We start from the raw sequence: 23,411 nt of genomic DNA, 5'->3' as shown, positions 1-23,411 counted from the left end.
GTTGCCAAGGAGGGATGAACAATGGCAAAGAAACGAGCAAACGGCGAGGGCAGCATTCGAAAGAAGCCCAACGGCCGCTGGGAGGGCCGATACACTCAAGGCATCGACCCCAACACCGGCCGCGCCATTCAGAAAAGCGTGTCTGCCAGGACGCAGGCCGAATGCAAAGAGAAACTGGCAAAGGCCATCCGGGACAACCGGGGCATCCCGGTGAACCACAACGAGGACTACACTGTGGCGGAGTGGTGCCGGCTGTGGTTTGAAACCTACAGCAAGCCTGTGATCCGCCCCAACACCGCAAAGACCTATGAGAACATGATCGAAAACCACATCGTACCGGCCATCGGAGGAGTTAAGCTCAAACGGCTCACCGCCATCCAGATCCAGAAGATGTACAACGATTCCAAGACCAGCGGACGGGTGCAGCGGTTCGAGAAAAAGACCGACACGGCCCTGTCTGGAAGCACAGTGCGGCGCATCCACATGGTGCTGTCCTCGGCACTGAAGCAGGCGGTCAAGGAGCGGATCATTCCGTACAACCCCTGCGACAACTGCCGCATTCCGCCCAAGGAGAAAAAGGAGATGACCATCATCCCGCCGGAGAAGCTGGGGGTGTACCTTAGCGAGGCGGAGAAGTACGGCGTCCTGCCCATGTTCTTCCTGGAACTGTCCAGCGGCCTGCGGCGGGGGGAACTGCTGGCCCTCCGGTGGGACGACCTGAATGTGAGGGATCGCATCCTCTCGGTGAGCAAGCAGGTCACTCGCATCGATGGGGAGCTGGTGGTGACGGAGCCGAAAACCAAGAACTCTGTCCGCAAGGTGGCGATGTCCCAGCAGGCCGTGGATATGCTGGTGAAGGAGCATGAACAGCACCCGGATAACCCCATCCTGTTCCCGTCGCCCCGCACCGGCGGCTATTGGAGCCCGGATGCGGTGTCCAGGATTAACCGGAAGCTGCTGGCGAAGGCGGGCATTGAGGAGCATGTTCGCTTCCATGATCTGCGCCATACTTTCGCCACCATGGCCCTCTCCAGCGGCGTGGATATAAAGACCCTGTCCAGTATGCTGGGCCACTATAGCGCCGGGTTTACCCTGGACACCTATACGCACATTACCAACGATATGCAGAGAGGTGCGGCGGAAAAGATCGGCGGCTTCATAGAAACGGCCACGGCTAAACCGGAACCTGAGCCGCCTAATCCGACGGAGGAGAGCCGGTGCAAGGTGATACCGTTCGAGAGAGTGGGATAACCGGGGATCTCCATATGGAAAGTCAGAATGCATCCGGAAAGGATGTACTCACAACTTGTCGAAAAAGTCCAGCTTATGCTTGATCTCATTGAGATAAGACACCCAAATACAGCCGTCTCCGGTTTTCATCCCGGAGGCGGTTTTAATAAACCCATACACCATAAAAGAGGGCATAACAAAAGCGCGTAGTTGTCCCGGATTATGCGCGGTGGAGCCAGTTCCCGCTCGCGGGTGGTCGGCTTATTTATGGACTCGGTCGCTTGGATATACCGTTTCTCCTCTGCATTAGTAGCAATAAAGTCCACTTCCTTGTTTATCACAGGCAAGCATAAAAAGCATGCCTGTCCATATTCAACCAGCAGTTCAATGACAACTGATCGAGTTTGGAGTATGCTTGACCCATCGAATTGTTCCGCCGGGGAGTGATATGAGGAGGTATGATCCATGAATATGAAAGATGCGTTTCGATTTCAGAATAAGCTGAAAGCTCTGATGTGTGAGGCCACTGCCATTCTTGAGGATCGGCGCAATATCGTCAAGGTCAAGACAACACATCTTCGGAGCAAGGTCATGTCCGATACCCAGGATGCTGTAGTGGAGGAAGCTGCTCCCAGTGAGTATGCCGGCCATGCCAACGGGGTAGCCGCCTTCCTCATGTCCCTGCTGGAGGAGCGGGAGAAATTGTGTCGGGCTATCCATACTGCCAAGAACTCTTTGGATTTGGATATGGACAGCGAGGTGGGCCTGAACCGGCAGCGTCAGGACCTGGCTGAGGTATTCCGCCACATGGCCATGCTTCGCAACAGCGAAAAGACCATTGCCGGCGGAGGCTCCGGCTTCCGATTCAACGGCGAGGGAAACCAGGTCTCCTACCGATGTGATGCCACGCAGGTCACCACCATCGACTTTGACCGGAACAAGATCCGGGGCATGGCTACGGCGCTCAGCAAGAAGGCCGACGAGATCTCCATGTCCCTGGATAAGTGTCTGGTCAACACCGAGGTATCCTATGAGCCGCCATTTGACATGAATGATAGCTTTGAGGATATCCTCAGCGACTTCATCGAAAAGAGCACGGCTGCATAAATGCCGCCACCACACCTTCAGGTGTGGTGGGCGTGGCAGAATGGATAGGCGGTGATGATCGGTTCAGGCGCAGATGAATTATGATGCTGCGCACTCCCCGGCAAAGAATGGACTGCATCTGATGAATGCAACATGAGCTCATAACTCATTGTGAAAGGCTCGTCAGTCGCCTCCATCCTCGTCCACCGAAATACTGCCATTTCTAACACATATCCATTGTCAAAAGCAGAATTCGACCTTATGCTTCTCTGATACTTGCCATAATGGCGTGATATTCTATTTATGAAGTCGCTTGTTCACGCAAGGGCTGCAGTCGTCCAGTAGGATCGCGGCAGGCCTATGGTCACAGGCGGATAAGGATCTAAGCGGTTTTGAAATTCTGCCATGCCCACTGTACCTGAAGAAATTTCCACATAAAAAGACCTGAGCAGCAGGCGACTGCCTGCTGCTCCAAAGAAACAATATGAGAAGTGGAGATGATGATCTCGTTCATCGGCACCTGGAGCAAAGCGCTCAGTGCATAGAGGTTATCTACACTGGGAAGGCTCTGGCCCCGTTGCCATTTGTAGATGGCTTGCGGCTCCTCAAATCCGAAATAGTGCTGGAGATCTCGGACTGTCAGGCCGCGATCCTTCCGGAGTCGGCAGATATTCGCCCCGGTAGCCACAGGATCGATGACAGGAAACTGAATCATGGACATATGGATCGCCTCCATTCATCAGGATGTCTCCGCTTCAGCGGAGTATCTTAGCATACCTGATGTGCTCTGAAATAGCAAGTGATCTTTGCCATTTGTAATGAAATCGTTATAGAGGAGTCTACTATGGGAACATTCACGGTGCCATCAGTATATCAGCCAGCTATTGCTGCGCTATGCCCTCTGGGGTGATCACACCAAGACAAAAAGAAGGAGATGATCAGCTGTGACGCAGTTGATTCCATTGGACAAACGCAGTAAGAAAGCCCGGCGGGAATACCACGCGAAACAGCGTGGCTCCTGGCACGGGGTCAACCCTATCACCCGGACCGTACAGAGCAGGAAGATTTATGACAGAGCAAGAGTTAAACAAGCGGATCACCGAGATCTTGGAATCTACTAAAAACGAGCCTGGATGCGGCCGACGTTCCGGTCGCCAATATCGCCGCACCCAGTGTGTCAGGCACTCAGACCATCTTCTGTTTCTCATTCAACACAGCAGGTATGCACCAAACATGGGGTATATCATGGGAGACTATGAGAGATTAAGAACGTTACTTCATTCCGGACTGCATATTCAGTATATGAAGTCCAGCGATCGTCAACAGTATCTGAAGCGAAGATCCAATCGAAAGGTCCGTAAGTATTTCGGCCTATCAAAGAAGGGCAACCAGTATCGCAAAGTGTTCGAATACTGGTGGACGCTCTATTGAATTTAAGATAGGTCAAAGATTGACTTATAGCAGGAGGGATCCTGCTTCACGACCTACACAGCGTAGACATACGATCAGGAGTCGCCGACAACGGCGCTGATAGAAACGGCGAAAATGCGGAAATTTTCCTGTTAGGGATGAGTTAGGGATTTGTCAGTTTCAGCGGCTATCCTTACTCATGCTCCAGTCGCTTTTCTTCCCCTGAAACCACCGCTGAACAGCAATCGCCTTAAACACAAAAACCAGAACAAAGTCAGGACCACCCGTAAAACGGGTGGCCTGCACTGACCCTATAAGGGTCTAGTATTGGCCGCGCCTCAAGGCGCGGTGAAACGGTCTGCCGACCGCATTCTCTTACGAGCGGCCCCACCAAGTGGGGCTGCTCTTACTTGCTCTTATTAACCGGCTCACCCGTAAACGGGTCATAGTATTCTTTGATTGTGAGCTGGTCGCTTATTTTGTCTTCCTGGAGCTGATTTCGGATATACTCCGCAATGGCTTTTTTGTTTCTTCCCACCGTATCCACGTAATATCCCTTACACCAGAACTGTCGATTTCCATACTTATACTTCAAATTCGCATGTCGATCGAATATCATCAGTGAACTTTTTCCTTTGAGATATCCCATAAACTGTGATACACTATACTTCGGTGGTATACTTACGAGCATATGGATATGATCCGGACAAGCCTCTGCCTCTATGATTTCCACACCTTTATACTCGCACAGTTTCCGAATAATCACCCCGATATCCGATCGAATCTGCCCATATATCACTTGTCTTCGATATTTTGGGGCGAAGACTATATGATACTTACAGTTCCATTTTGTGTGGGCCAAGCTGTCTGTTTCTTCTTTTTTCTTTATCACTGATATTCCTCCTTCGTTTTTGAGATGCGGTCGGCCAACCACTCTCATTCTACCGAAGGAGGTTTATCTTTTCTACGTATAGGCATACCCTTTTTGGAGCCACGGGCATAGCCCGTGGTTGCCGTTTTACAAAACGAAGAAAAACCGCCTAAACAGGCGGTTTTTCTAAGAAAGGTGGTCCGAGTGACAGGATTCGAACCTGCGGCATCCTGCTCCCAAACGGTTGAACTAAATTTTTTCTGGTACTTTCTAATAGTTTTTAACCATTTCCGCTACATTCCGCTCACTCTTTGCCGCTCTTAATTCCACTGTTTCCGGGTGCTCCAACGCTGTCTGTGGTCAAACATGTGGTCAAAGAGCCCTTCTTGACCAGGCGCGACATTCGCTGCCGCCGCCTGTCCAGAAGGGCTCTTTTTCATGTTCGGGTCTGGGGTATTGTAACTCTGGCAAAGCCTGAAAGCAAGTCATTTCTGACTCTCAGGCGTATCAGTTTTTAGCACGCCTATACAAAGAATACAGGCCGGTGAAACAGTCCCTGTTACTCCTCGTCCGATTCCAACTCGATCTTGTCATGTGGGAAGGGGTTGCAGTTCAGGAGTTCCAGCAACTTCCGCTGCAGTTCCTTTTCACCCAAACGGCCGCAGGCATTCAGGATCGTCTCCTGAGGCCGGTCCACATAGGCGCTCTGGAACAACTGGCGGGCCAGGCGGTCATCCCACTTCAGCTCCTCCACCAACAGCGGCAGCATATCGTCGCTGGACAGCAAGTCATACAGATCCCAGCCCAGCAGCTGATTGGCCGCCTCCTCGCTCTGGAGGTGTTCCTCCGCCGTGCTGAGCAGCAGTTTCGCCATCTCAAGGGTGGTCTGGGGGTCACGCCGTGCAGTCTCCACCAGGAGGTCCATGGTGTGCATCTCCGCCAATTCTGCCTCGGACCAGTGGCTGGCCGCCTGGGGAAAGGCGGCAATGAGAAGATCCCGGCAGGCCCACTCATTTTCGGAAAAATCCCACCGGCGCACCATATCTTCCAGTTCGGTCCGGGAAAAACTGCGTGGAGCCTCCTCGGCGGAGGTATCTGTCACCGTAACAGTGACCTGGATAGTGGGTGAGGCTGCCTGCATCAACTTGGCTTTCTCCGAGGGATGGAGCGAGGAAATGCTGCCAAAATCGCCGCACCAGCCGCACTCCCACCGGCTGCCCCGGATCATCACAGGACTGCCGCAGTGCGGGCATCGAATGGTCGCCATAAGAATTATCTCCTTTTGCCACATAAGGCAGCATTTGTTTGGGTACAAAACATGCTTACAGATTAGTCGCACTTTGCAGACCTTGTTTTATATTATTAATCAGAGAATCCAAAGTTTTTTCCATAACAGAACGTTTTAACTCACATTCCCATATTACAAAAACATGCCATCCAAGCTCTCGGAGCAATTCGTAGTTTTTTTGATCTCGGGCTATATTACCGATTATCTTTTCCCTCCAAAACTCCGAATTGTTTTTAGGCCATACAAAGTAGCGGCAGCCCGTATGCCCGTGCCAGAAGCATCCGTTTACAAAAACCACCGCTTTATATTTGGGAAGAACGATGTCCGGTTTCCCTGGAAGCCGAGCATCGTTTTTCCTATAGCGGAACCCTTTGGAAAAGAGATACTTTCGGACAAGCTCTTCGGGCTTGGTATCCTTGTTCCGGATACGGGACATATTATAGCTTCGAGTTTCGGACGAATGTACATCCGCCATAATAATCCCTCCGTTTCAATCAGTCATCATAATAGTCTCTTAGCTTTTGATGACATATTTTTGTAATCATAGACTTGCCGGAGCTATCAATTTCTCCCCAAAGACCTGGCGAAACAGAGAATAGTTGAGACTTTTCATTATAGAAAAAATAGCCGCTTTCAATCAAGGCCTTCACGGGATTGGCAATAAGGTTTGTGATTATCTGCTTATCGGTTACATCATCTCTCAGATAAATACACGGCTTCTTTTCGACTGGCAAACCGTGTGCTTTTCTGTCTGCGTAATATCTGCGGAAAAACGTCGCGGCCTCCTGAATAGTAATGCAGCCATTTTTATCCCCAAAGTGGAGAAGTGCCAGGATCAGAATAGGCTTATACGAATATGACATCTTCATGGATTTACAGTAATCAAGAAGACTGGAGAGCTTTTTAACATAAATTACTGTATCAGCGTGCTGAGTATCTTTAGTGCGAACCTTCTCTATTTCCTTGTCCGACATTGCTTTTCCTATGGCAGACGCGATGCTTTCAATACGATGTATTGCGGAAGTGTTACCCTCAACATAAAAATCTTTTACCGCAAGCTTTAATTTATCTTTTAGCATATCAACTGAGTCCCGCTCTGCAGCTTCCGGAGAAAGCTGAATGCCAGCAGCGCTCAATATATAATCGTATGCCTCTTGGGACAACGGCCGAATAGAACTCTGCCAAGGTGGATTAATACTTTTACGAACAGTTTCAAATCCAAGTTGCTCTATATATCCGCCATCCGGGAGATAAATCGGTACTTTTTTTTCAAATCTCTGGCAATCAACCAATTTGGCGTAATAGTTTTCACCATCTGCAGTCAGGATTTCATTGACAGTTCCCATCCCAAAATAATACCGCTGGCTTTTGTCGTAGCGATTTCCTTGGTAGTAAATAAAAATATCGCCTTTATGAAGTTGATTTTTATACTTTGCAGGGTAGTGGTATGAGCGGAACAGTTCATCTGCATAGGAAGATGCACTATCTACTTTTTGTGACAGGACAACAAGCATACTTCCACCTCATCACTCCAGAATTTCTGCAAAAAATCCGATAGATTTATCATCCAAGGTGCCAACAACTGTGCCACGGTCCAATAACCTGTTACCACACTCACAACAGGTTTCAGGAAGCAAAGCACAATTGTGGCATGCAGCCAGATTACAGGATTCCGGACCTTGCCCCAAAGACTGAATACAAACCGGATCAGAAGAGCACCATGCTGCATTTCTGATTGCATCCCGAACAGTATCTTCAATGTGTCCTTTTGTACCTTGCCGAACCAAGCCACCAAGAGAACCCTCAGAATCACCGGACGCCGTGTAAATCAAGACGCCATACATTCCGTATTCATTATCAGTCTTTTCGCAGTAAATGCGCTCGCGAATAGAGGAACTACCATAGCCACATTCAAAACTGAGTTGGTTAATGAGCAAGTGAGCAAATGTGTGAATCAGTACGAATTCAGGCCGTAAATTACCTGAAGAATTAGCTCCAAAACGGGATTTCTTGTAGGCGGTCTGCAGGTTCTTCAGCCTTTCCACAACAGCAGGCTGTTTTGCCCAATTTTCCACCTCAGATTTGTTAAACTCAAAGAAAATACCTTCACCCTGTACCCGAATCGCGGGCAACCAGTTGTCATCACCAATCCGAAGCATTTTTTTGCGCTCAGAAATTGGCAGTTCTTTTGGCTCGGCGCGGGAAAAACCAACAAACGCACGGGTCTCTTGCAATTTGTGCACAAGGGAAATGCTCTTAAAATATTTGCTTATGCTTGGATCATAAAATGCAATCGGATAGTTTTGGGAATGGAATGGCTGTGCATCGCTTCCACTGCTCTTGATGAGAACGTTGTATTCAGCCAAGCGGTAAGCATCTTCGGTCATGTCCTCTGTGACATCAGGCAGTCCTTCCAAGCCTTCAGCCCGGCGGGCAAAAGCATTATATAGTTCATCCGGATCAACATGGTTCCGCTCAGCCAGAATGTTAATGAACCCACGGTTCCATTCTCCATCTACCCGTGATGAGTTAAGTATTTCGAAAAACTCATCCAAAATAGCAATGATCTTCTTCGCAGTCTGCTCATCATCGGTAGGAATGTAAATAGAACTTCTTGTATCTGCAAACCATACATTAGTAGCACCGCGGAGAACCACACGAATTTCAGCATTTCCGCAGGGATGGTCCTGGTCAGCATCCATCCCCAACCAAGGCTTTGCCCCCTTGCATTTATAGCCAATCTTTGCAAGTGCTCCTGGCATGGTGGCACCTGCGATGGATTTTTTAGCGCCACAAGCACACTCGTAGAAAACACCACTTAATGATGCAGAGGCACCCCCGGTGCTTCTTCTAATTTTGCATTTTCCGCCATTTTCAATGGGGACATATGTATGCCCGCTGCCATGATGAAGCCATTCCGCTACAGGAAAATCATCAATATGCCCATCAGGGCAGATGACAATGAATCGTTCAGGAATCAGCTTTCTTTTGTGTCGGAATGATGGATTACATTTACGACCATTGGGCCACTGATAGCAATCACACTCGGGCTGTTGTTGATAGAATGTTGTTTTTTGCATCGTACCGCAGAATGGACAATAGTGCCATGTTGGGAATCGTACAGCAGGAATTTTCAAAAAACAGTTTTGGGGATCTGCGTTCTTTTCCCTGAAGTCAGGTGGCCAGCGAAGCTCCTGTACTCCCAAGCGGCGCTGCAGACGTTCATCCTTAATGATAAACGGAATGGCATCATTATAGCGCCACATATCGAGACCGGCAATCATCAGCGATTCATCATTTGGGAACGGTACAATTGCTCCCACACCCCACGGGCCAATCAAAGCACTTCGGCGCATTGGCTTATTTGAATATGCCATCTTCGCTCTCCTTCGCAGTATATCTGTTGGTCAAAACTTCGGCTTCACAGGATGCATCCACACTTCGCATGGAAGTTGGGGTTTCTATACCGCGGCCTCCCCATGCCTCATTGGGATGACTGCCGGCAGAATACATCAGGGGAACCGGGTCGGCATAAGACCGGTCTGGGTTTTTTGCGGGCTCCCATTTTCTCGGATTCCAGTCCTCCCAACATTGGAGAATATACTCAATCCGGTTCAGTGTTGCATCCAGTTCCTCGCTGTCGATATCGTCCACGCGATTTTCGATAATGTTGAGCACTCTTCCCTGCAGTTCTTTATCAGGATAGGTAGGCGGATCTTCGTTGAAACGGCTGTCATTTTCAAGTCGCATCATTCCAATCATAATAGCATGCAGAGCTCTTTCGCGGACAGGTGCTGAAAAAGGTGTAACACTGGTAGGTTCGACACTGCAGTATACTCTGGAATGATAAGATTTGAAATGTTCATAATGAGATTTATCCCGGGGGCGGCCTGGACGGTAAAGCACAAACACAATACCGGGAGCATCCGTGGCATTTCGACCGACACGGCTTGTTGCCTGGATATATTCCGAAGTTGTTTTAGGTTGACCGGCAACAGTCATCAGGCCGAGCCTTGATACATCAAGGCCAACAGAAATCATGTTTGTTGCAAGGCATATATCGATAGGATGTTCTTTAACCTTGCCCGCTGCATCTTCTTCACCGGAGTAGCGAATTCCAAGATTGGCAAGGCTTGCAGTAACTTCACTGCCGGAAATACGACTGGTAAGTTCTTCGTCGCGCCAGATGTAGCGTCTGCACTTGCGATATTCTTCCTTTGTCGGATAGCGCTTATCATCAAAACGGCGCTTATACATGACATCCAAATGCTGATCAATATCCGCCCGAATCCATGTGGCAGCTTGTCCGAGTTCGCGGATGCTGTTATAATATCCGATATTTGTCCAATAGGGATCTCTGTCAGATTCTTTTTCAACTTTCATTGCCTTTGCCCCATACAACAACGCTGCAAATAAGCGAATCGCAGTTGTTGCATCAGAAGATGAGCCCGTCGCAAGAATGCCGACATATCGCCGTCCATTTTGCCCGTGATCCTCTTTTGCAAAGAAAGAATTGCCGGCATCCAAGCCAGGAGGAGGGAACTGGAAAACATGGTCTTCTTTGCAGCCATACAAGGCGTGGCACTGAGCTTTGGCCCGGCTGATTGTTGCTGTGGACGCAATTATTTTGGGATGGATTTCACCAGACGGAGTCCTGACTGTACAGAGTTCATGTATCAGAGTTTCATAATGACCAACCATAGAACCCAGAGGGCCGGAAATCAGGTGAAGCTCATCCTGGATAATGAGGTCTGGAGATGTTTTCTTTTCACCATTTTCATAGCCAAAAAGGCACTGTGCTTTTGGCCGGAATGGCAACATGGCAAATTTGTCCACTGTCCCCAGTAACAATGTAGGCGTTGATTCATAGATGGCATCGTCTACCACAAACAGGGGAAGGTCTTCTTTTGAAAAGTCGCAATTACGATTTCGGCATCTGAACACAATTTTGGCTTTCCCGTGTGGGCCCATCACTTTTTTATATCCGGCAATCTCCCAAATATTCCCACGCTGAATTGCACCCATTTGGGCGCCGCACCAAGGGCACTTTAGTATGACAAATGGATTCTCTTTGCCGTCTTGTTTGAGCTTTTCAAATTTTTTTACAGCACCTTCGGAACCATCCATATGATTGGGCGTCGTCGTGCCGCCAACCCAAAGGCCGATAGTAATCCTGTTCTTTCCAAACAGGTCCTCGTGTTCCTTGCGAAGCAGCTCACATGCACAAATCATAGCGGAGGCCCGCTCATACTGCTGTGCGGTCAGCAGGCGCAATGTATAACGCATAAGAATAGCAGTTCCCTTGTCCGCTTTGTCCAAAAGGCGCCGAATAAAAATTGTATATGCGGACAGGCCAAGGTACGCTTCTGTTTTACCACCGCCAGTTGGAAACCAGATTAAATCTACAATACCACGCTCGTTGCAATCAAGGTCATACATGGAGCGAAGATTCATCAATACAAATGCAAGCTGAAATGGGCGCCATTTACCATAGCGTGTTTTGTCCCCATACCATGTATTGCTGTTTGTTACTTCCGGAAGATTTACCGGATTGATTAAACGGATATCATTGATTCCATCATCTTCCCATCGCTGCAACGGAAGATTATAGTGAAGCTGTTGCATCAGCATCGCCAGATTCATATATTGGAACGCAGTTCGCACTTCTTCATTTTGTTCCAGCAAATCGATGCCTTTTTCCATGCGGGAAAGGCAAATATCACAGTTACGGATATGCCTGTCTGCTGTAATTGCATATTCGGGTGACAAACTCTTGCGGATTATACGAAGTCCATTAATCCACTCACGGTACTTTTGGCACATCAGGCGAAGCTCGCTGACTGTCTCGGAGAAACTACCATAAGGGCTCATTTTAAGCATCTCAAGAGATACGCCGTCAATCGTGCTGGGGACAATTGGTTTAATATCATATCGGGGGAAAGTAGCCGTGGAAATCCATCCAACGGTATCAGATTCCTCCCAATCGGCAGCACAGCCATGTCCTATTGCGAAATTGTGGATATCGCGATACAAGAGCTGGTTGGAACGGTAATCCTCATCTTCGGTAATTCGCTGTCCTTCAGAAAGCGGCGAAAAACCTTTTTCGGAAAACAATGTAAATTTGACTTGGAAGAAACATTCATCGTCTCTGACGGAAGATCCCTTTTTCCCCTTGGTGTTTTCCAGTGTAAAGGTATAGATTGTGCTGTTTCCGGCCCTATAGCGATATGTAATGTCAAATTGCAATCCCGTATTCCCGATAGGTTCCTTGCGCAAACTTTTATCAGCGGTGGGAAGTATAAGCGGATTTCCGTCATTTTCCCAAGAAAGCGCTGTACGGGGATATGTTGTAACTTTTCGCTCGGTTTTGGGATCAATAGCCGTTAGTGTAGTATATGTACCTGCCGATACTTTCACACGGACGTTGTCTTCGCTTTTGATTGCGACAGTGATGCTGATTGCCGATTGCCTGTATGCATTGGATCGATTGATCAGTTCTTCCGCATTTTCCAGAAACTCAGGGGTAGCTCTGGATTTCTTTGCCGGCTCAGCACCAGGATCTTCACCCTCAGGGCCTGTTACGGGTTCACTTTCTCCTTCTCGGGTATCTACATCCGTATCCGTCGTCTCTCTCGGATACAAAATGCCAGCAATGTATCGTGTCCGGGGAGGATCGGTCGTTAGAATTTCCTCACCATTGCTTTGCGTCATACCCGGCCAGTCAATGGGATCCGGGCCAATAAACTCTTTTTCAATATAATCAATCAATTGATCTCGCCGGGTATCACTCATTGAATAGCCTCCTCATCAAAAGATTATCGTATTCTCTCTTGGCTGCATCTGTCTCCAAAATGAACAGACCAGAGCATGCACGACTCAGACCGACATACATCAGCTTATCTGAAGAAAAATTTTCAATATCCGTCAGGATGATTACGGTATTTTCAAGGCCTTTGTATGCCTGAATCGTACAAAAAGTTGTGTTCACTCCAATTGGCACTTTAAAATCTTTTATCGGATACCCGTCAAGCATGGAAACAACAGAATCGTCTCTTCGCTTGGGGGACAAAATTGTGATTTGCTCAGGGCTGATATGTGCGTCTGCCAGCTGTTTAAGCAGTGCCTGCAGTTTTTTACACTGGTTTTCCATTGTAGACCAAGTAATGTACTGTACCGGAGGACCATCAACCTTGGTCCATAGATTATGTGGGGCCTTAAAGCCGGTTACAGTTTCGATTTCTTTGCAGATTGGCTTTGTATTTCTACAGTTTATTGTTAGTTTGAAACGAATAAAAGCGGTTTGATCTTCCAGCTTCTCTATCATCCCGGCACCGGACATACCATCTGCATAAATTGCCTGCATGGAAAAATCTCCAAACATCGTCCAGCGACCTCTGGAAAGGCCTTTTTCCAGACAAGTACTCATAACCTCCAAATAACTGTCCCGTATCAGATCCTGTGCTTCATCCACAACTATTTTGTCATACAGCTCACCGCCATCCAACAGCGCAATTGCTGCAGCTTCAGGAAGATCGCTCTGGTAATACTGCTGAATCTTATCCGAATCTTGTGGATATATGGGCAGAAGGCCAGCCTTTCTGGCAACCTGAGTCATATACTTATGGAATGTCCCGATGTACTTAGGACGCACAGCCTCCGGCATGGTTTCAAAGTAACTGCTTAGCCAATCTGCAAGATTGGCATTAAAACAGAACAATGCAACTTTCTCACCGCGTGCAACAGACTTTTTAACTTCCTCAATAGCAAGGAGTGTTTTCCCAGTACCTGCCGGACCTTGAATAAGGCATCTTGGATTGTCATCCAGTTGGTCAAGACAACGATATTGTTCTTTTGTCAGCGCAATCAGTGCATCACTTGCATTACGGAGCTGTGCACTCATTGGGACTGTACAATCAAAATCACCACGGAGAAGCGATGCCATATATCTGACATCCGAAGAATCAGGGAGTTTAGAATCGTTGACAGGACCATAGTGGGACTCCCATTTAGCTTTGGTGCCATCTGAAAGCCGTTTAATAAATTGCTTTACATTGACACCGTCACGTGAGTCAAACACCTGCCATTGTTCTTCTTCAATTCCAGTAGAAGTAAATTCAATATCCGGAAACATAACGCCGTAACCGAACAGCACATTTTCAATATGACGATGCTCAATGTCGATACGTTTTTTCATTGCATCAACAATACTGAAAATTCCGTCTCTGGCTTGGTCAAACGGCCCCCGGACTTTGCTGTTTGTCTTGCCATATCTGTTGGTAAAATACCAGATACCATTCTCTCGTCTGACCCGGCCACCTTTAACTTCGAGTGCAAAGATCCCCAGCTTGGGAGCAAGGACAAGAAAGTCTGTTTCTCCGTATATTACTTTATTATGGGTTGCAATTCCGAGAGAATGCAGGACGATCCATTTGTCTGTTCCAGGTGCATTTTGAAACCATTCAAAAATTTTTCGTTCTGCATTGGATTTCACCTCCGGAGAAATCACAGAAGGGATCATGATGGCCATAACAAAACTCCTTACTCATCACCAATAAGGCGGTTGGTATCTGCGATGTCAACTGTTACAGGTGTTCCAATATCAATGATCTTCAAGATACGAACCGTCCCAATTCCATCAACCTGCATTTCTATAGGTTCCCAGATGTTGAAAGGATCAATATCTCCATACTCCTTTAATGCTTCAACAATCCGGTTTCTCAATTGCATTGATAACACTCTGCCAGCCTGAACATGAGCGCTGCGGACTATTTGCGCTGCATCAAATACTTGATCCAGCAGTTCCTTTAAGACGCTGCTGCCAGTCGCCACAGCGATATACTCCAAGTCTTGCTTGCTTTGTGGAGCAATAACATCATCGTCATGAATCCAACCATGTACTGCCTGTTGCCCTTTGGAACACCCGGCATCCTGCAAGTGCTGATAGATTTCGTCATCCGAATAAAACAATGTCTCAATTTCCAGAGCTTCTTTCCACTTACCTGCCATTTCCCGCATTTCAGTCTTTCCTGACCGGTTTAAAATTACATCCGCCATCTCACGGATCAGGTCTTTAGAGGTTTCACGTACAACAACAAAATCACCCACTTTTAATTGTTCGGGCAGGACAGAGTCTATTTTGTCAGCGTCATTCATGATAATATTGGTCGCTGAAATAACCTTATGACCGGTACGATAAAACGCCAGGTAACCACCTACATAGTTAACGGGAATTGCTTCTGTTGTTTCATTTGCAGCTTTCTGTCCGCCGCTGGCAACATATTGGCGGTATTTATTTTCCCGGAGAACCACTTCAATTTCAGCGAACTCATCCGTTTTCGGAGTGTCTTCCGGAACAGGCTGTACCGGAGTAAATCGGCTGGTAGACACATGAATTTTTTCCGTATTAAAAGACTTTTCTATGGCCTGTCGATTTTGAAAACTGTCAAGGGCTGTATTCCACTTTGTTGTATCGTAGTTCTTCCAGCGTTTTTCGTAGTCATACAGCAAAACCGTATATATTTGAGTATTGAAACCATAAAGGATTTTTCGCATAATAGCGCGCTTCAGCCAACCGACAACGATTGTTGCAGAAAACTGTGACTCCTGCACAGGATAATACTCTGCCGGGTACAGAACATAAACCTGCGTGATGAGCCGCTGCCTGCGACACCACATCTGCCAGTATTCCTGTACATGCTTTTTTTCAGAGCGTTCTGGAACAACAATGCAGAGGCTTTTATATTTTCCCTTTTGCAATATGTCGGCTAAAGCATCATGTTTGGGGAGGGGGTATCCCTTAGTAAAGATTTTTTTCAAACAATCTATAATTGTGACATAATCATCATAAGTTTCAGGCGCGAGGTAATTTCGTTCACAGGCAAGAATACTCCCGCACTCATCCAGAGTAAGCCTTGGCTGGGACAGTTGAGTTTCAACAAAGGGGACCGTCTCGCGAAGGGCAATGAATGAGAGAGAAAACAACCCGTCAAACAATTTGAGCATTTGAGCGGACTGCGTTTGTGCTTCTATCCGATGAGAATATAGTTTGCGAATAGCAATACTAACTTCATTGCCGTCCATCGCAAGATATTTAACTTTCCGCTTTGCACAGTGTTTGGTTTTTCGGTCAGAACTCAGCGCGCTGACATTATAAAGGCGATCCGTAATGCTGGTTTCATCCCACCGCCACAGATTAAACTGCCTGTCCAGGAATGGTTGCAAATCAAAAGAGTTAACGATATCAGTTACGCATGTGATTGGAACACCCAAACGCATCAATTCATCAAGTGCGTCCATCTGACTCAGCAGAGTATTGGCATTGGAACCGTCAATAATAATGGACTGAATAGGATGACCTTGTTCCGCCAGTGCAGCTATTGCATATAAATCTGATGCAAGAACAATGGCCGGAATACCATCAAGTTGCCCGGCACCGATATTTCTGACATTTCCCTCATAATCAGCATGCCCAATAAGAAGAATGTCCTTAATATCGCGGCCACACAACTTACAAATAGAAAACAATTCTTTGGCATTGATTACCGAGGTCATATTTACGATAGAACTATCCATGTGTGTTCTGTAATCAGAAAGCAATGTTAGGAATTTTTCATCTGGTGTCAGGCAACCAGAGACATCTTCTAACTTCCTCTTTTCTTCTATATATTGATTGTAAGTACTCAAACGTCGTTGTGTATTGGTTAGTTGAAACAACGGAAAGTTTTCAATAGGAGCATCAATGATTAGCGGCGTACCTTTATCAACGACTTTAATCCGCATTCTTTGTTCACTGTTTCTTCCTTCTATGCCGACGAATTCAACAACAGCGTTTCCAAGTTTTAATTTTTCACCAGGTTTAAACGCTTCAGGATCATAAGCACGCTCGATTTTACCTTCAGCTATATTGTGCAGCAACTTGATCAGTGTAAAGATAAAAATTGACTGAATACGTTCCGGGAAAACAAGAATGTTGAATTTTCCCTGGTGTGCAATCATTTTATCAAGCATTAAAACGCTGGCTTTGATAATAGGAGGTATGCCCACAGAATGAGCGTTATCTTCAAAGGATAGACTAATTCCGTCGAAACTGCTTTTCTGTGACAGCAGTTGTGCTACATAGTCTTGCCATTCCATCATGGCTATCCCTCCTATCGTGTCAAATGGTAAAGCCCTTTTGAAGTGCAGCCTGATAGGCTTTAACGGCATGTGTTGCTTGCTTTATGCTGGGCTTCTGTCCTCGAGCGGCCAAAGTACCAACGGAGAACAGCAGGCTGCGCTGCCAAGGTTGGAAGTTCTTCGTTTCCTTGGCCCAGCGCGACAGAGCAAACCAAGTCTCTGCCGGAATAGCTGAAGCTTCATCGATGAGCGCAAGTTCTTCTTCTGTAAGAGAATCAATACTTCCGGTTGCTGGTTGACTGATAGCCTCCGGTCGTGCTACGGATAACAGTTCGCTCTGAAGTTTATCGCTGATTGTGTATTCATGCTCGCGGATCGCCTGCCAGCACTTTTCTTTTTTGCACCATTCGCCTACATTGGCCCCGCCGGGAGGATTCACAATTATCGCCTGAACAAACTTGGAAATCTCAACAATTTCATACTCCAAAGACGGGGTGAGCGCCTGTTCCTTCCATATCCGCTCCAAGTCAATACGCTGGGCGGTTTTGAAAGAGAGAAAAGCCAGTGTATATGTAACAATATTGGCACGGTATCCGCCATATTGTTGCCTTTGGACGAGCTTTTCGGTTTGACGGAACAGAATTGCTTTGGCAATAAGATTTTGGTAATAAACTTCATCCGGAACAAAAACTTTGCGCTCTTTCAAGCGAAGCATAAATTTATGGAAATTCTTTTGAGCTCCCTCACTGACCTGCCAAGGGAGCTGATCCCAAGTGTTTTCATACTTGGCAAGATCTGTTTTTGTGAACAAGGGATGCGTTTCCTTATATTCTTTTTTCCGTTTGGTAGTGGATTCACGGGTGAGCATATCTGCATACTGACCACGTGCTCGTTCATAAAACCAGTTTCGCGGTTTCAGGCCACCTTGGGCAGGAGCCCAAATGGTACGTGATAGCTCTTCGATACGTCTGTGGAAGGGATCATTGGCCGAAAAGTCTGCAATTTGTATTTTGTTTTGAGTGTTGGCAAAGGTCGAAATTCTGGGGACGATTTCATCCATATCCTCTGCAGAATGTATCACCGAGATTTTCATTTGAACAAAAACTTGCGACAAATCTGCGGAAATTTTACGGTCGTTTTTGGCGTTGAAAATGGATGCAGTAGTCTGACCACCGTTAACAATCTGCATATCTATGATACGCTTGATGGATGGTTTTCCATTTTCATCGCGGACAATTTCCACGCTCTCCGCTGTAACAGAAATACCGTTGTTATATGCAAGGAACATATCAGGCTCTTCCCGCAGAGTATCACGAATTCCCTTATTGACACCGCCTTTTACCTGAAGGAATGAGCGAACATTTTTCTCCAGCAAACGATCTCTGAACTCATCATAAAGAGTAGCCAACAAATCGCCATTAATGATGGCCAAATAAACGCTGTATTTTTTGCTGGTGCTGTTTTCAATGCAGGGAATTGTTGTTTGGAACTTCTCTTCAAAATCAATTTCTATCGTTTCCCGCATTTTGCCGGAAGTAACACAGCGATACAATCGATCAATATCCCACAAAGAGAAAGAGACCTCTGCGCAACCGATGGTAATGTTCTTTAAGGTAATCGGTTTTACGAGCCCATTTGTCAGTGCGCAGATCCGCACATGCTTTATGTTGTCCTTGTTTTTGTGTAATGTTATGGCAAACTCATAGGTGTCATTATCTTTTTGAAAAGATGTATACAGATCATTGATGGCTTTGTGGTATAACTGAATCGCACGCTTAATGGCAGCGTCAACATCCGTCTGGGATACTGAGCGTGGTAGTTCTGTATCAGAATAAATGCTGACAAAAATATCAACTGATTCGTAGTCTTCAGAAATTGCATAGCCGTTCATCTGGAGACCGTATCCTCGGAAAGGACAGATAACAGGGTCTGTTACCTCGCCTGCTTCTTCCAGATACTCCATCATGACATTTGTGAGAAAATCTTCTATGGTCCAGCCACTGGTTTCGGTATCAGAGGCACACAAAACCTCTTCCCTGAAAGCAGTGTAGAATTCATCAAGTGTTTGATTTTTCGACATTTTTGTCACCTTCTGTAAATCGAACCAATAATGCATCAGCGATGATGTAAGCAAGACAAACGGGAACTGCATTACCTATTTGCTTATAAGCAAGTGTTCGAGATGGTTTCCCAGTCACTGATTCAAAATAATAATTATCAGGGAATGTTTGAATCCGGGCAGCTTCTCTTGGTGTAAGAGAACGGTTTTGTCTGATATCCGGATGGATAAAGTAATGCCCATCACGGGAAATGTGCGCCACAACTGTTTGGGCACAGGTTAGGTTCCCGGCTACAACTTTAAATCGATCCAGAAAACTTTTGGTATTGTTATGAGTGCGCAACCGCTCAGGAAGATCCGTGTACGCTATCCTTGTCTTGCTTTTATTCCAAGTATCAACGACAATGCGATATATCTCCAAATCTTGGGCAGTATTGGGACGTGCCTGATGAAATGTGACTGCCTCTTTGTCATATTCTTTTATTTTGGAGCTGAAAAGATACTTTCCAGTGTAATGGGCTGTTTCCACTGGTGTAATAACACCTTCTCCAGCTTTAATTGGGGGAAGGTCGCAGAATAGTTCTCCAACTTTATGTTTGCTCTTAACTACAGGAATTTCTGGATAAAAATCTGTTTTTTCACCGCGGTAACCAATTAAAATAATTCTTTTCCTGTTTTGAAGCACCCCATAGTCTGATGCATTCAGTGGACGAAAATCTGTTGTATAGCCGCATGTTTTAAACAATTTGCGCATATTGTCGAAATGCAAAGTGCCGTCTTCGTCCCTGGCTGACAAAAGGCCAAGAACATTTTCAAACACAAAGTATTTCGGCTGATACTTTTTCAGGAATTCTGCATAGAGTTTGTATAGATAATTTCGTTTATCTCCAACCATTTTGCTTTCAGACCTGGCGCGTCCAGCGATGGAATAAGCCTGACACGGAGGGCCTCCCACAATTAAATCGAGTTTTTCATTTCCCAGAAGCGCATCGATGTCCTTGAAGATACTGGGCAGGGTCTCCTGTGAAATTTCGTAGTTGAGAACAGAACCCAATATCTCTTCAGGAATCAGATCATAAAAATCTGTACGCGAGATTTCACCCTTTAAATAGCGGGTATATGGCACAAGGTTCTGTTGCTTTTTGAGCCAATGGTATGCGGCGCGCGTCTTTAATGTATAGCACGCAGCTGCGTCCATTTCCACATGAGCAACGGGTTCATAACCAGCTCTGATAAACCCCTCAGACAAACCTCCGGCTCCCGCAAACAAATCAAGATATTTTGGCATGGTAATCTCCTCGTCTTTATTGGCGTCAGGGAGTCATTTGTCCTCTGGTATAAACTCCATAATGTATTCAATCTGGCAATCCAGAGCCGTACAAATTTTCAGGAGAATCTCTGTTGTCACATGACCGTTTTTGCCCATCTTTGTTACTGAAGCAGGGCTGATGCCTGCCTTTGCACACAAATCTTTTTTCCTCATGTCCTTATCAATCAGTAATTTCCAGAGCTTTTTATAACTGACGGCCATAAATTTTCTCCTCCCGAGCTATTAAAGTAAAAGCACTCTGCCAGCTGACAGAGTGCTTTTCTCTTCATCCATCTGCCTTGGCATATATTCAACACCAACAGCGTTTTAATTATCTTATCAGGTTCAGTAAAAAAATTCAAGAAAAAATGATAGATTCGCACGATTTCTGGAGAAAAATGTATATGGAAAGGGGGGGAAAAGAAAAAGTGTCAGATTATATGTCTTGCAAGATCAATTTCTGTCTGACATGCATACTGACAAGGATTAGGAATCTCTATTGAGGTACAGACTGATTTCGAGCCTGTGTCGCTTTCCTTTAGTTTTCGAACAGTGTGACCAGCTATATAAAAGCGTACCGGAAGGAATGATGCGCAAGATGAAGAGCGTTTGTGGTATTGGAAACCGTCCGCATAATGCTGCTGCTTCTGGATTCTGGTTGGAGCGATTGTACCCTTGGATGCAGCATCTTGGCAATTTAAAAAGCTGGAACCGATAATTCTTTTTTCTAAATCATCTTGCCCCAAAACCTGACAGTGGTTATACTGGTATAAAAGAAGAAATCAAATCAATTGGTGGTGGATTGTATGACAGAGGTAGTAGCAGCCCTGATCTGGGATCGGGATCAGTTTATGATTTGCCAGCGCCCAGCACATAAGGCAAGAGGACTCCTATGGGAGTTTGTTGGCGGAAAGGTAGAGCCAGGAGAAACCAAGGAACAGGCTCTGATTCGGGAGTGTCAAGAAGAACTGGCCATTACTCTGGATATTGGCGAAGTATTTATGGATGTAACCCATGAATACCCGGATTTGACGGTTCACTTGACCCTATTCCATGCCACTATCCAAGAAGGGATTCCACAGAAATTGGAGCATAACGACATTCGCTGGATCACAGTGAGTGAAATTGATCAATTTGCGTTTTGCCCGGCGGATGAGGATATCTTAAAAAAATTAAAGAACAAAAAATAAGTTGATTACATCTCAAAACGGAGGTTTTTCATATGCCGGGAGAAAAATTCACGCTAATGCAATACTCAGTCAACGCAATCCTCGGCCTCATCGAGGCAAACGATTTTGTCATACCCGAAATCCAACGTCCTTTTGTCTGGAAGCGTAGCCAAGTTAGGGATCTAATTGATTCTCTTTACCATGGATATCCCACTGGGTACATCATCACTTGGAAAAATCCATCGGTAAGGACCAAGGATGGCGGATACTCCCAGGGGAAAAAAGTCCTAATTGATGGCCAACAACGAATTACTGCCTTGATGGCCGCTATTTCCGGAAAAGAAGTCTTGGATGAAGATTTTAAAAAAGATCGGATCAAAATAGCGTTTAACCCCCTGGCAGCTGATGACAGCAAACGATTCGCCGTCCAGGACGCATCCCATTTAAAGGACAAAAAATGGATTCCGGACATCTCGGTTCTGTTTTCTGCTAATTTTAAGCCAAGAGCATTTGAAAACGAATACGCAAAAAACAACCCGAATGTAGACCTGGATGAGCTGGCCGAGGAGATTAGCAAGCTTACCGGAATTGCAAACCGGCAAATTGGCGTAATTGAACTTGACCACTCCCTGGATATTGATGAGGTTACTGAAATATTTATCCGCATCAACTCCAAGGGGACCGCTCTAAGCCAATCTGATTTCGTCATGTCTAAAATGGCCGCAGATACCGACCACGGTGGAAGTATAATGCGGAAAGCGGTGGACTATTTCTGCCATTTAGCGGTAAAACCAGAATTCTATGAAAATCTGAAAAAAGACACAGAATTTCAGCAATCAATCTTTGCTGACAAGATTAAGTGGCTGGCAAAAGATTATGACGACATCTATGATCCAGGGTATAGCGATATGCTGCGAGTCTCCTTCATGCATCAATTCCGTCGTGGAAAATTAGCCGACTTAGTAAGCCTGCTATCTGGAAGAGATTTTGAAACCAAGGAATTTCGCGAGGACATTGTATCTGATTCCTATCAGAAGTTGGAGCATGGCATTTTGAATTTTATCAATGAATACAACTTTGCACAGTTTATCCTGGCCATCAAAGGAGCTGGCTTTATTTCCAGCAAACTTTTAAATTCCGCGATGACATTGGATTTTGCCTATACGCTCTACTTAATTTTATTGGATACCCCTGAAATTCCAAATGTACAAATTAAGCGGTATGTCCAAAAATGGTTCGTTCTTACCACGCTGACTTCCCGCTATATCGGCTCACCAGAATCCCAAATGGATCGTGATATGCGGAGTATCCAGGAAAAAGGCTTCAAGAATTTTCTATCCGAAGTAGAAGCTTCCGCATTGTCCGACACTTTCTGGACTGTCACACTCCCCCAGAACTTAGAGACATCTTCTGTAAATAGCCCTGCTTTTAATGTGTTTCTTGCTGCACAGGTTCATTTGAACTACAATTCGTTGCTGATGAATGGTATAAAAGTCAGCGATTTAATTACTGTTGCGGGAGATATCCACCACATTTTCCCGAGAGCCTATCTTAAAAAGAATGGCGTAGATAGCAAAACGAAATACAATCAGGTAGCCAATTATATTTATCTTGATACACAAGTCAACAAAGCTATTAGCGATGATGCACCCTGCGACTATTTTAGCAAGGCGTTTATGCAATGCGAAACCAAAGCAATAGAGTTGGGGAACATTTGCAACCTGTCACAATTGAACGAGAACTTACAAGAAAACTGTATCCCCCTGTCTGTTAAAAATATGGACGCATCCAGCTATGAAGAGTTTTTGACCGAGCGCCGCAAGTTGATGGCATCTATGATGAAACGGTATTATTGGGGCCTGTAAATTATGGAG

The 23,411-nt window shown here is 46.0% G+C and carries 16 protein-coding genes; 4 read left to right on the top strand and 12 right to left on the bottom strand.

Annotated elements, in window-relative coordinates; genetic code table 11:
- The first annotated feature begins 21 nt into the window (after positions 1-21).
- Both L9O85_RS09245 and L9O85_RS09240 read left to right on the top strand, forming a co-directional pair.
- The gene (locus L9O85_RS09245) at positions 22-1,251 is read left to right on the top strand and encodes a tyrosine-type recombinase/integrase (protein WP_301578479.1); all 1,230 of its coding nucleotides are present in this window, start codon (positions 22-24) and stop codon (positions 1,249-1,251) included.
- A gap of 444 nt (positions 1,252-1,695) precedes the next feature.
- Positions 1,696-2,337 carry a hypothetical protein gene (locus L9O85_RS09240; RefSeq protein ID WP_276756797.1) on the top strand — a complete coding sequence of 214 codons (642 nt, stop codon included), beginning with the start codon at positions 1,696-1,698 and terminating at the stop codon, positions 2,335-2,337.
- Between the two features lie 361 nt (positions 2,338-2,698).
- Here the strand turns inward: L9O85_RS09240 and L9O85_RS15115 are convergent, their stop codons facing one another.
- The 12 genes from L9O85_RS15115 to L9O85_RS09180 all read right to left on the bottom strand — a co-directional run bounded on the left by L9O85_RS15115 (position 2,699) and on the right by L9O85_RS09180 (position 20,590).
- Entirely contained in the window at positions 2,699-3,037 is a 339-nt protein-coding gene (locus tag L9O85_RS15115; protein ID WP_337542111.1) for a helix-turn-helix domain-containing protein, read from the bottom strand.
- Positions 3,038-4,132: 1,095 nt separating this feature from the next.
- Entirely contained in the window at positions 4,133-4,615 is a 483-nt protein-coding gene (tnpA, locus tag L9O85_RS09230) for an IS200/IS605 family transposase (protein ID WP_108981534.1), read from the bottom strand.
- A 541-nt stretch (positions 4,616-5,156) separates the two neighbouring features.
- The gene (locus tag L9O85_RS09225) at positions 5,157-5,864 is read right to left on the bottom strand and encodes a hypothetical protein (RefSeq protein ID WP_301578478.1); all 708 of its coding nucleotides are present in this window, start codon (positions 5,862-5,864) and stop codon (positions 5,157-5,159) included.
- A gap of 55 nt (positions 5,865-5,919) precedes the next feature.
- On the bottom strand, positions 5,920-6,360 hold the full coding sequence (locus L9O85_RS09220) for a very short patch repair endonuclease (RefSeq protein WP_301578477.1): 441 nt from the start codon (positions 6,358-6,360) through the stop codon (positions 5,920-5,922).
- A gap of 19 nt (positions 6,361-6,379) precedes the next feature.
- The gene (locus tag L9O85_RS09215; RefSeq protein ID WP_301578476.1) at positions 6,380-7,399 is read right to left on the bottom strand and encodes a hypothetical protein; all 1,020 of its coding nucleotides are present in this window, start codon (positions 7,397-7,399) and stop codon (positions 6,380-6,382) included.
- A 12-nt stretch (positions 7,400-7,411) separates the two neighbouring features.
- Positions 7,412-9,262 (bottom strand): DUF1998 domain-containing protein, encoded by a 1,851-nt coding sequence (gene drmB, locus L9O85_RS09210; protein WP_301578475.1) that lies wholly within the window; start codon positions 9,260-9,262, stop codon positions 7,412-7,414.
- Positions 9,246-12,677, bottom strand: a complete 3,432-nt coding sequence (locus L9O85_RS09205; RefSeq protein WP_301578474.1) for a helicase-related protein — start codon at positions 12,675-12,677, stop codon at positions 9,246-9,248. Before L9O85_RS09205 ends, drmB begins: the two co-directional genes overlap by 17 nt.
- Complete coding sequence (locus L9O85_RS09200; RefSeq protein WP_301578473.1) at positions 12,670-14,412, bottom strand: PhoH family protein; 1,743 nt, start codon at positions 14,410-14,412, stop codon at positions 12,670-12,672. Before L9O85_RS09200 ends, L9O85_RS09205 begins: the two co-directional genes overlap by 8 nt.
- 11 nt (positions 14,413-14,423) lie before the next feature.
- On the bottom strand, positions 14,424-17,021 hold the full coding sequence (locus L9O85_RS09195; protein WP_301578472.1) for a DrmE family protein: 2,598 nt from the start codon (positions 17,019-17,021) through the stop codon (positions 14,424-14,426).
- A gap of 19 nt (positions 17,022-17,040) precedes the next feature.
- Positions 17,041-19,080 (bottom strand): AIPR family protein, encoded by a 2,040-nt coding sequence (locus L9O85_RS09190; protein ID WP_301578471.1) that lies wholly within the window; start codon positions 19,078-19,080, stop codon positions 17,041-17,043.
- Positions 19,058-20,347, bottom strand: a complete 1,290-nt coding sequence (locus L9O85_RS09185) for a DNA cytosine methyltransferase (protein WP_301578470.1) — start codon at positions 20,345-20,347, stop codon at positions 19,058-19,060. The genes L9O85_RS09190 and L9O85_RS09185 overlap by 23 nt, the downstream gene beginning before the upstream one ends.
- Positions 20,348-20,380: 33 nt before the next feature.
- Positions 20,381-20,590, bottom strand: a complete 210-nt coding sequence (locus L9O85_RS09180; protein WP_301578469.1) for a helix-turn-helix domain-containing protein — start codon at positions 20,588-20,590, stop codon at positions 20,381-20,383.
- 584 nt (positions 20,591-21,174) lie between these two features.
- Here L9O85_RS09180 and L9O85_RS09175 point away from each other — a divergent pair.
- Entirely contained in the window at positions 21,175-21,558 is a 384-nt protein-coding gene (locus tag L9O85_RS09175) for a (deoxy)nucleoside triphosphate pyrophosphohydrolase (protein ID WP_301578468.1), read from the top strand.
- Positions 21,559-21,590: 32 nt separating this feature from the next.
- Positions 21,591-23,402, top strand: a complete 1,812-nt coding sequence (locus tag L9O85_RS09170; RefSeq protein WP_301578467.1) for a GmrSD restriction endonuclease domain-containing protein — start codon at positions 21,591-21,593, stop codon at positions 23,400-23,402.
- Positions 23,403-23,411 lie beyond the last annotated feature (9 nt).

Source organism: Lawsonibacter asaccharolyticus (genome assembly GCF_022453915.1).
Classification (GTDB): domain Bacteria; phylum Bacillota; class Clostridia; order Oscillospirales; family Oscillospiraceae; genus Lawsonibacter; species Lawsonibacter asaccharolyticus.
Note: the sequence above shows the minus strand (reverse complement) of the source record. Positions and strands in the feature narration are given on the sequence as shown.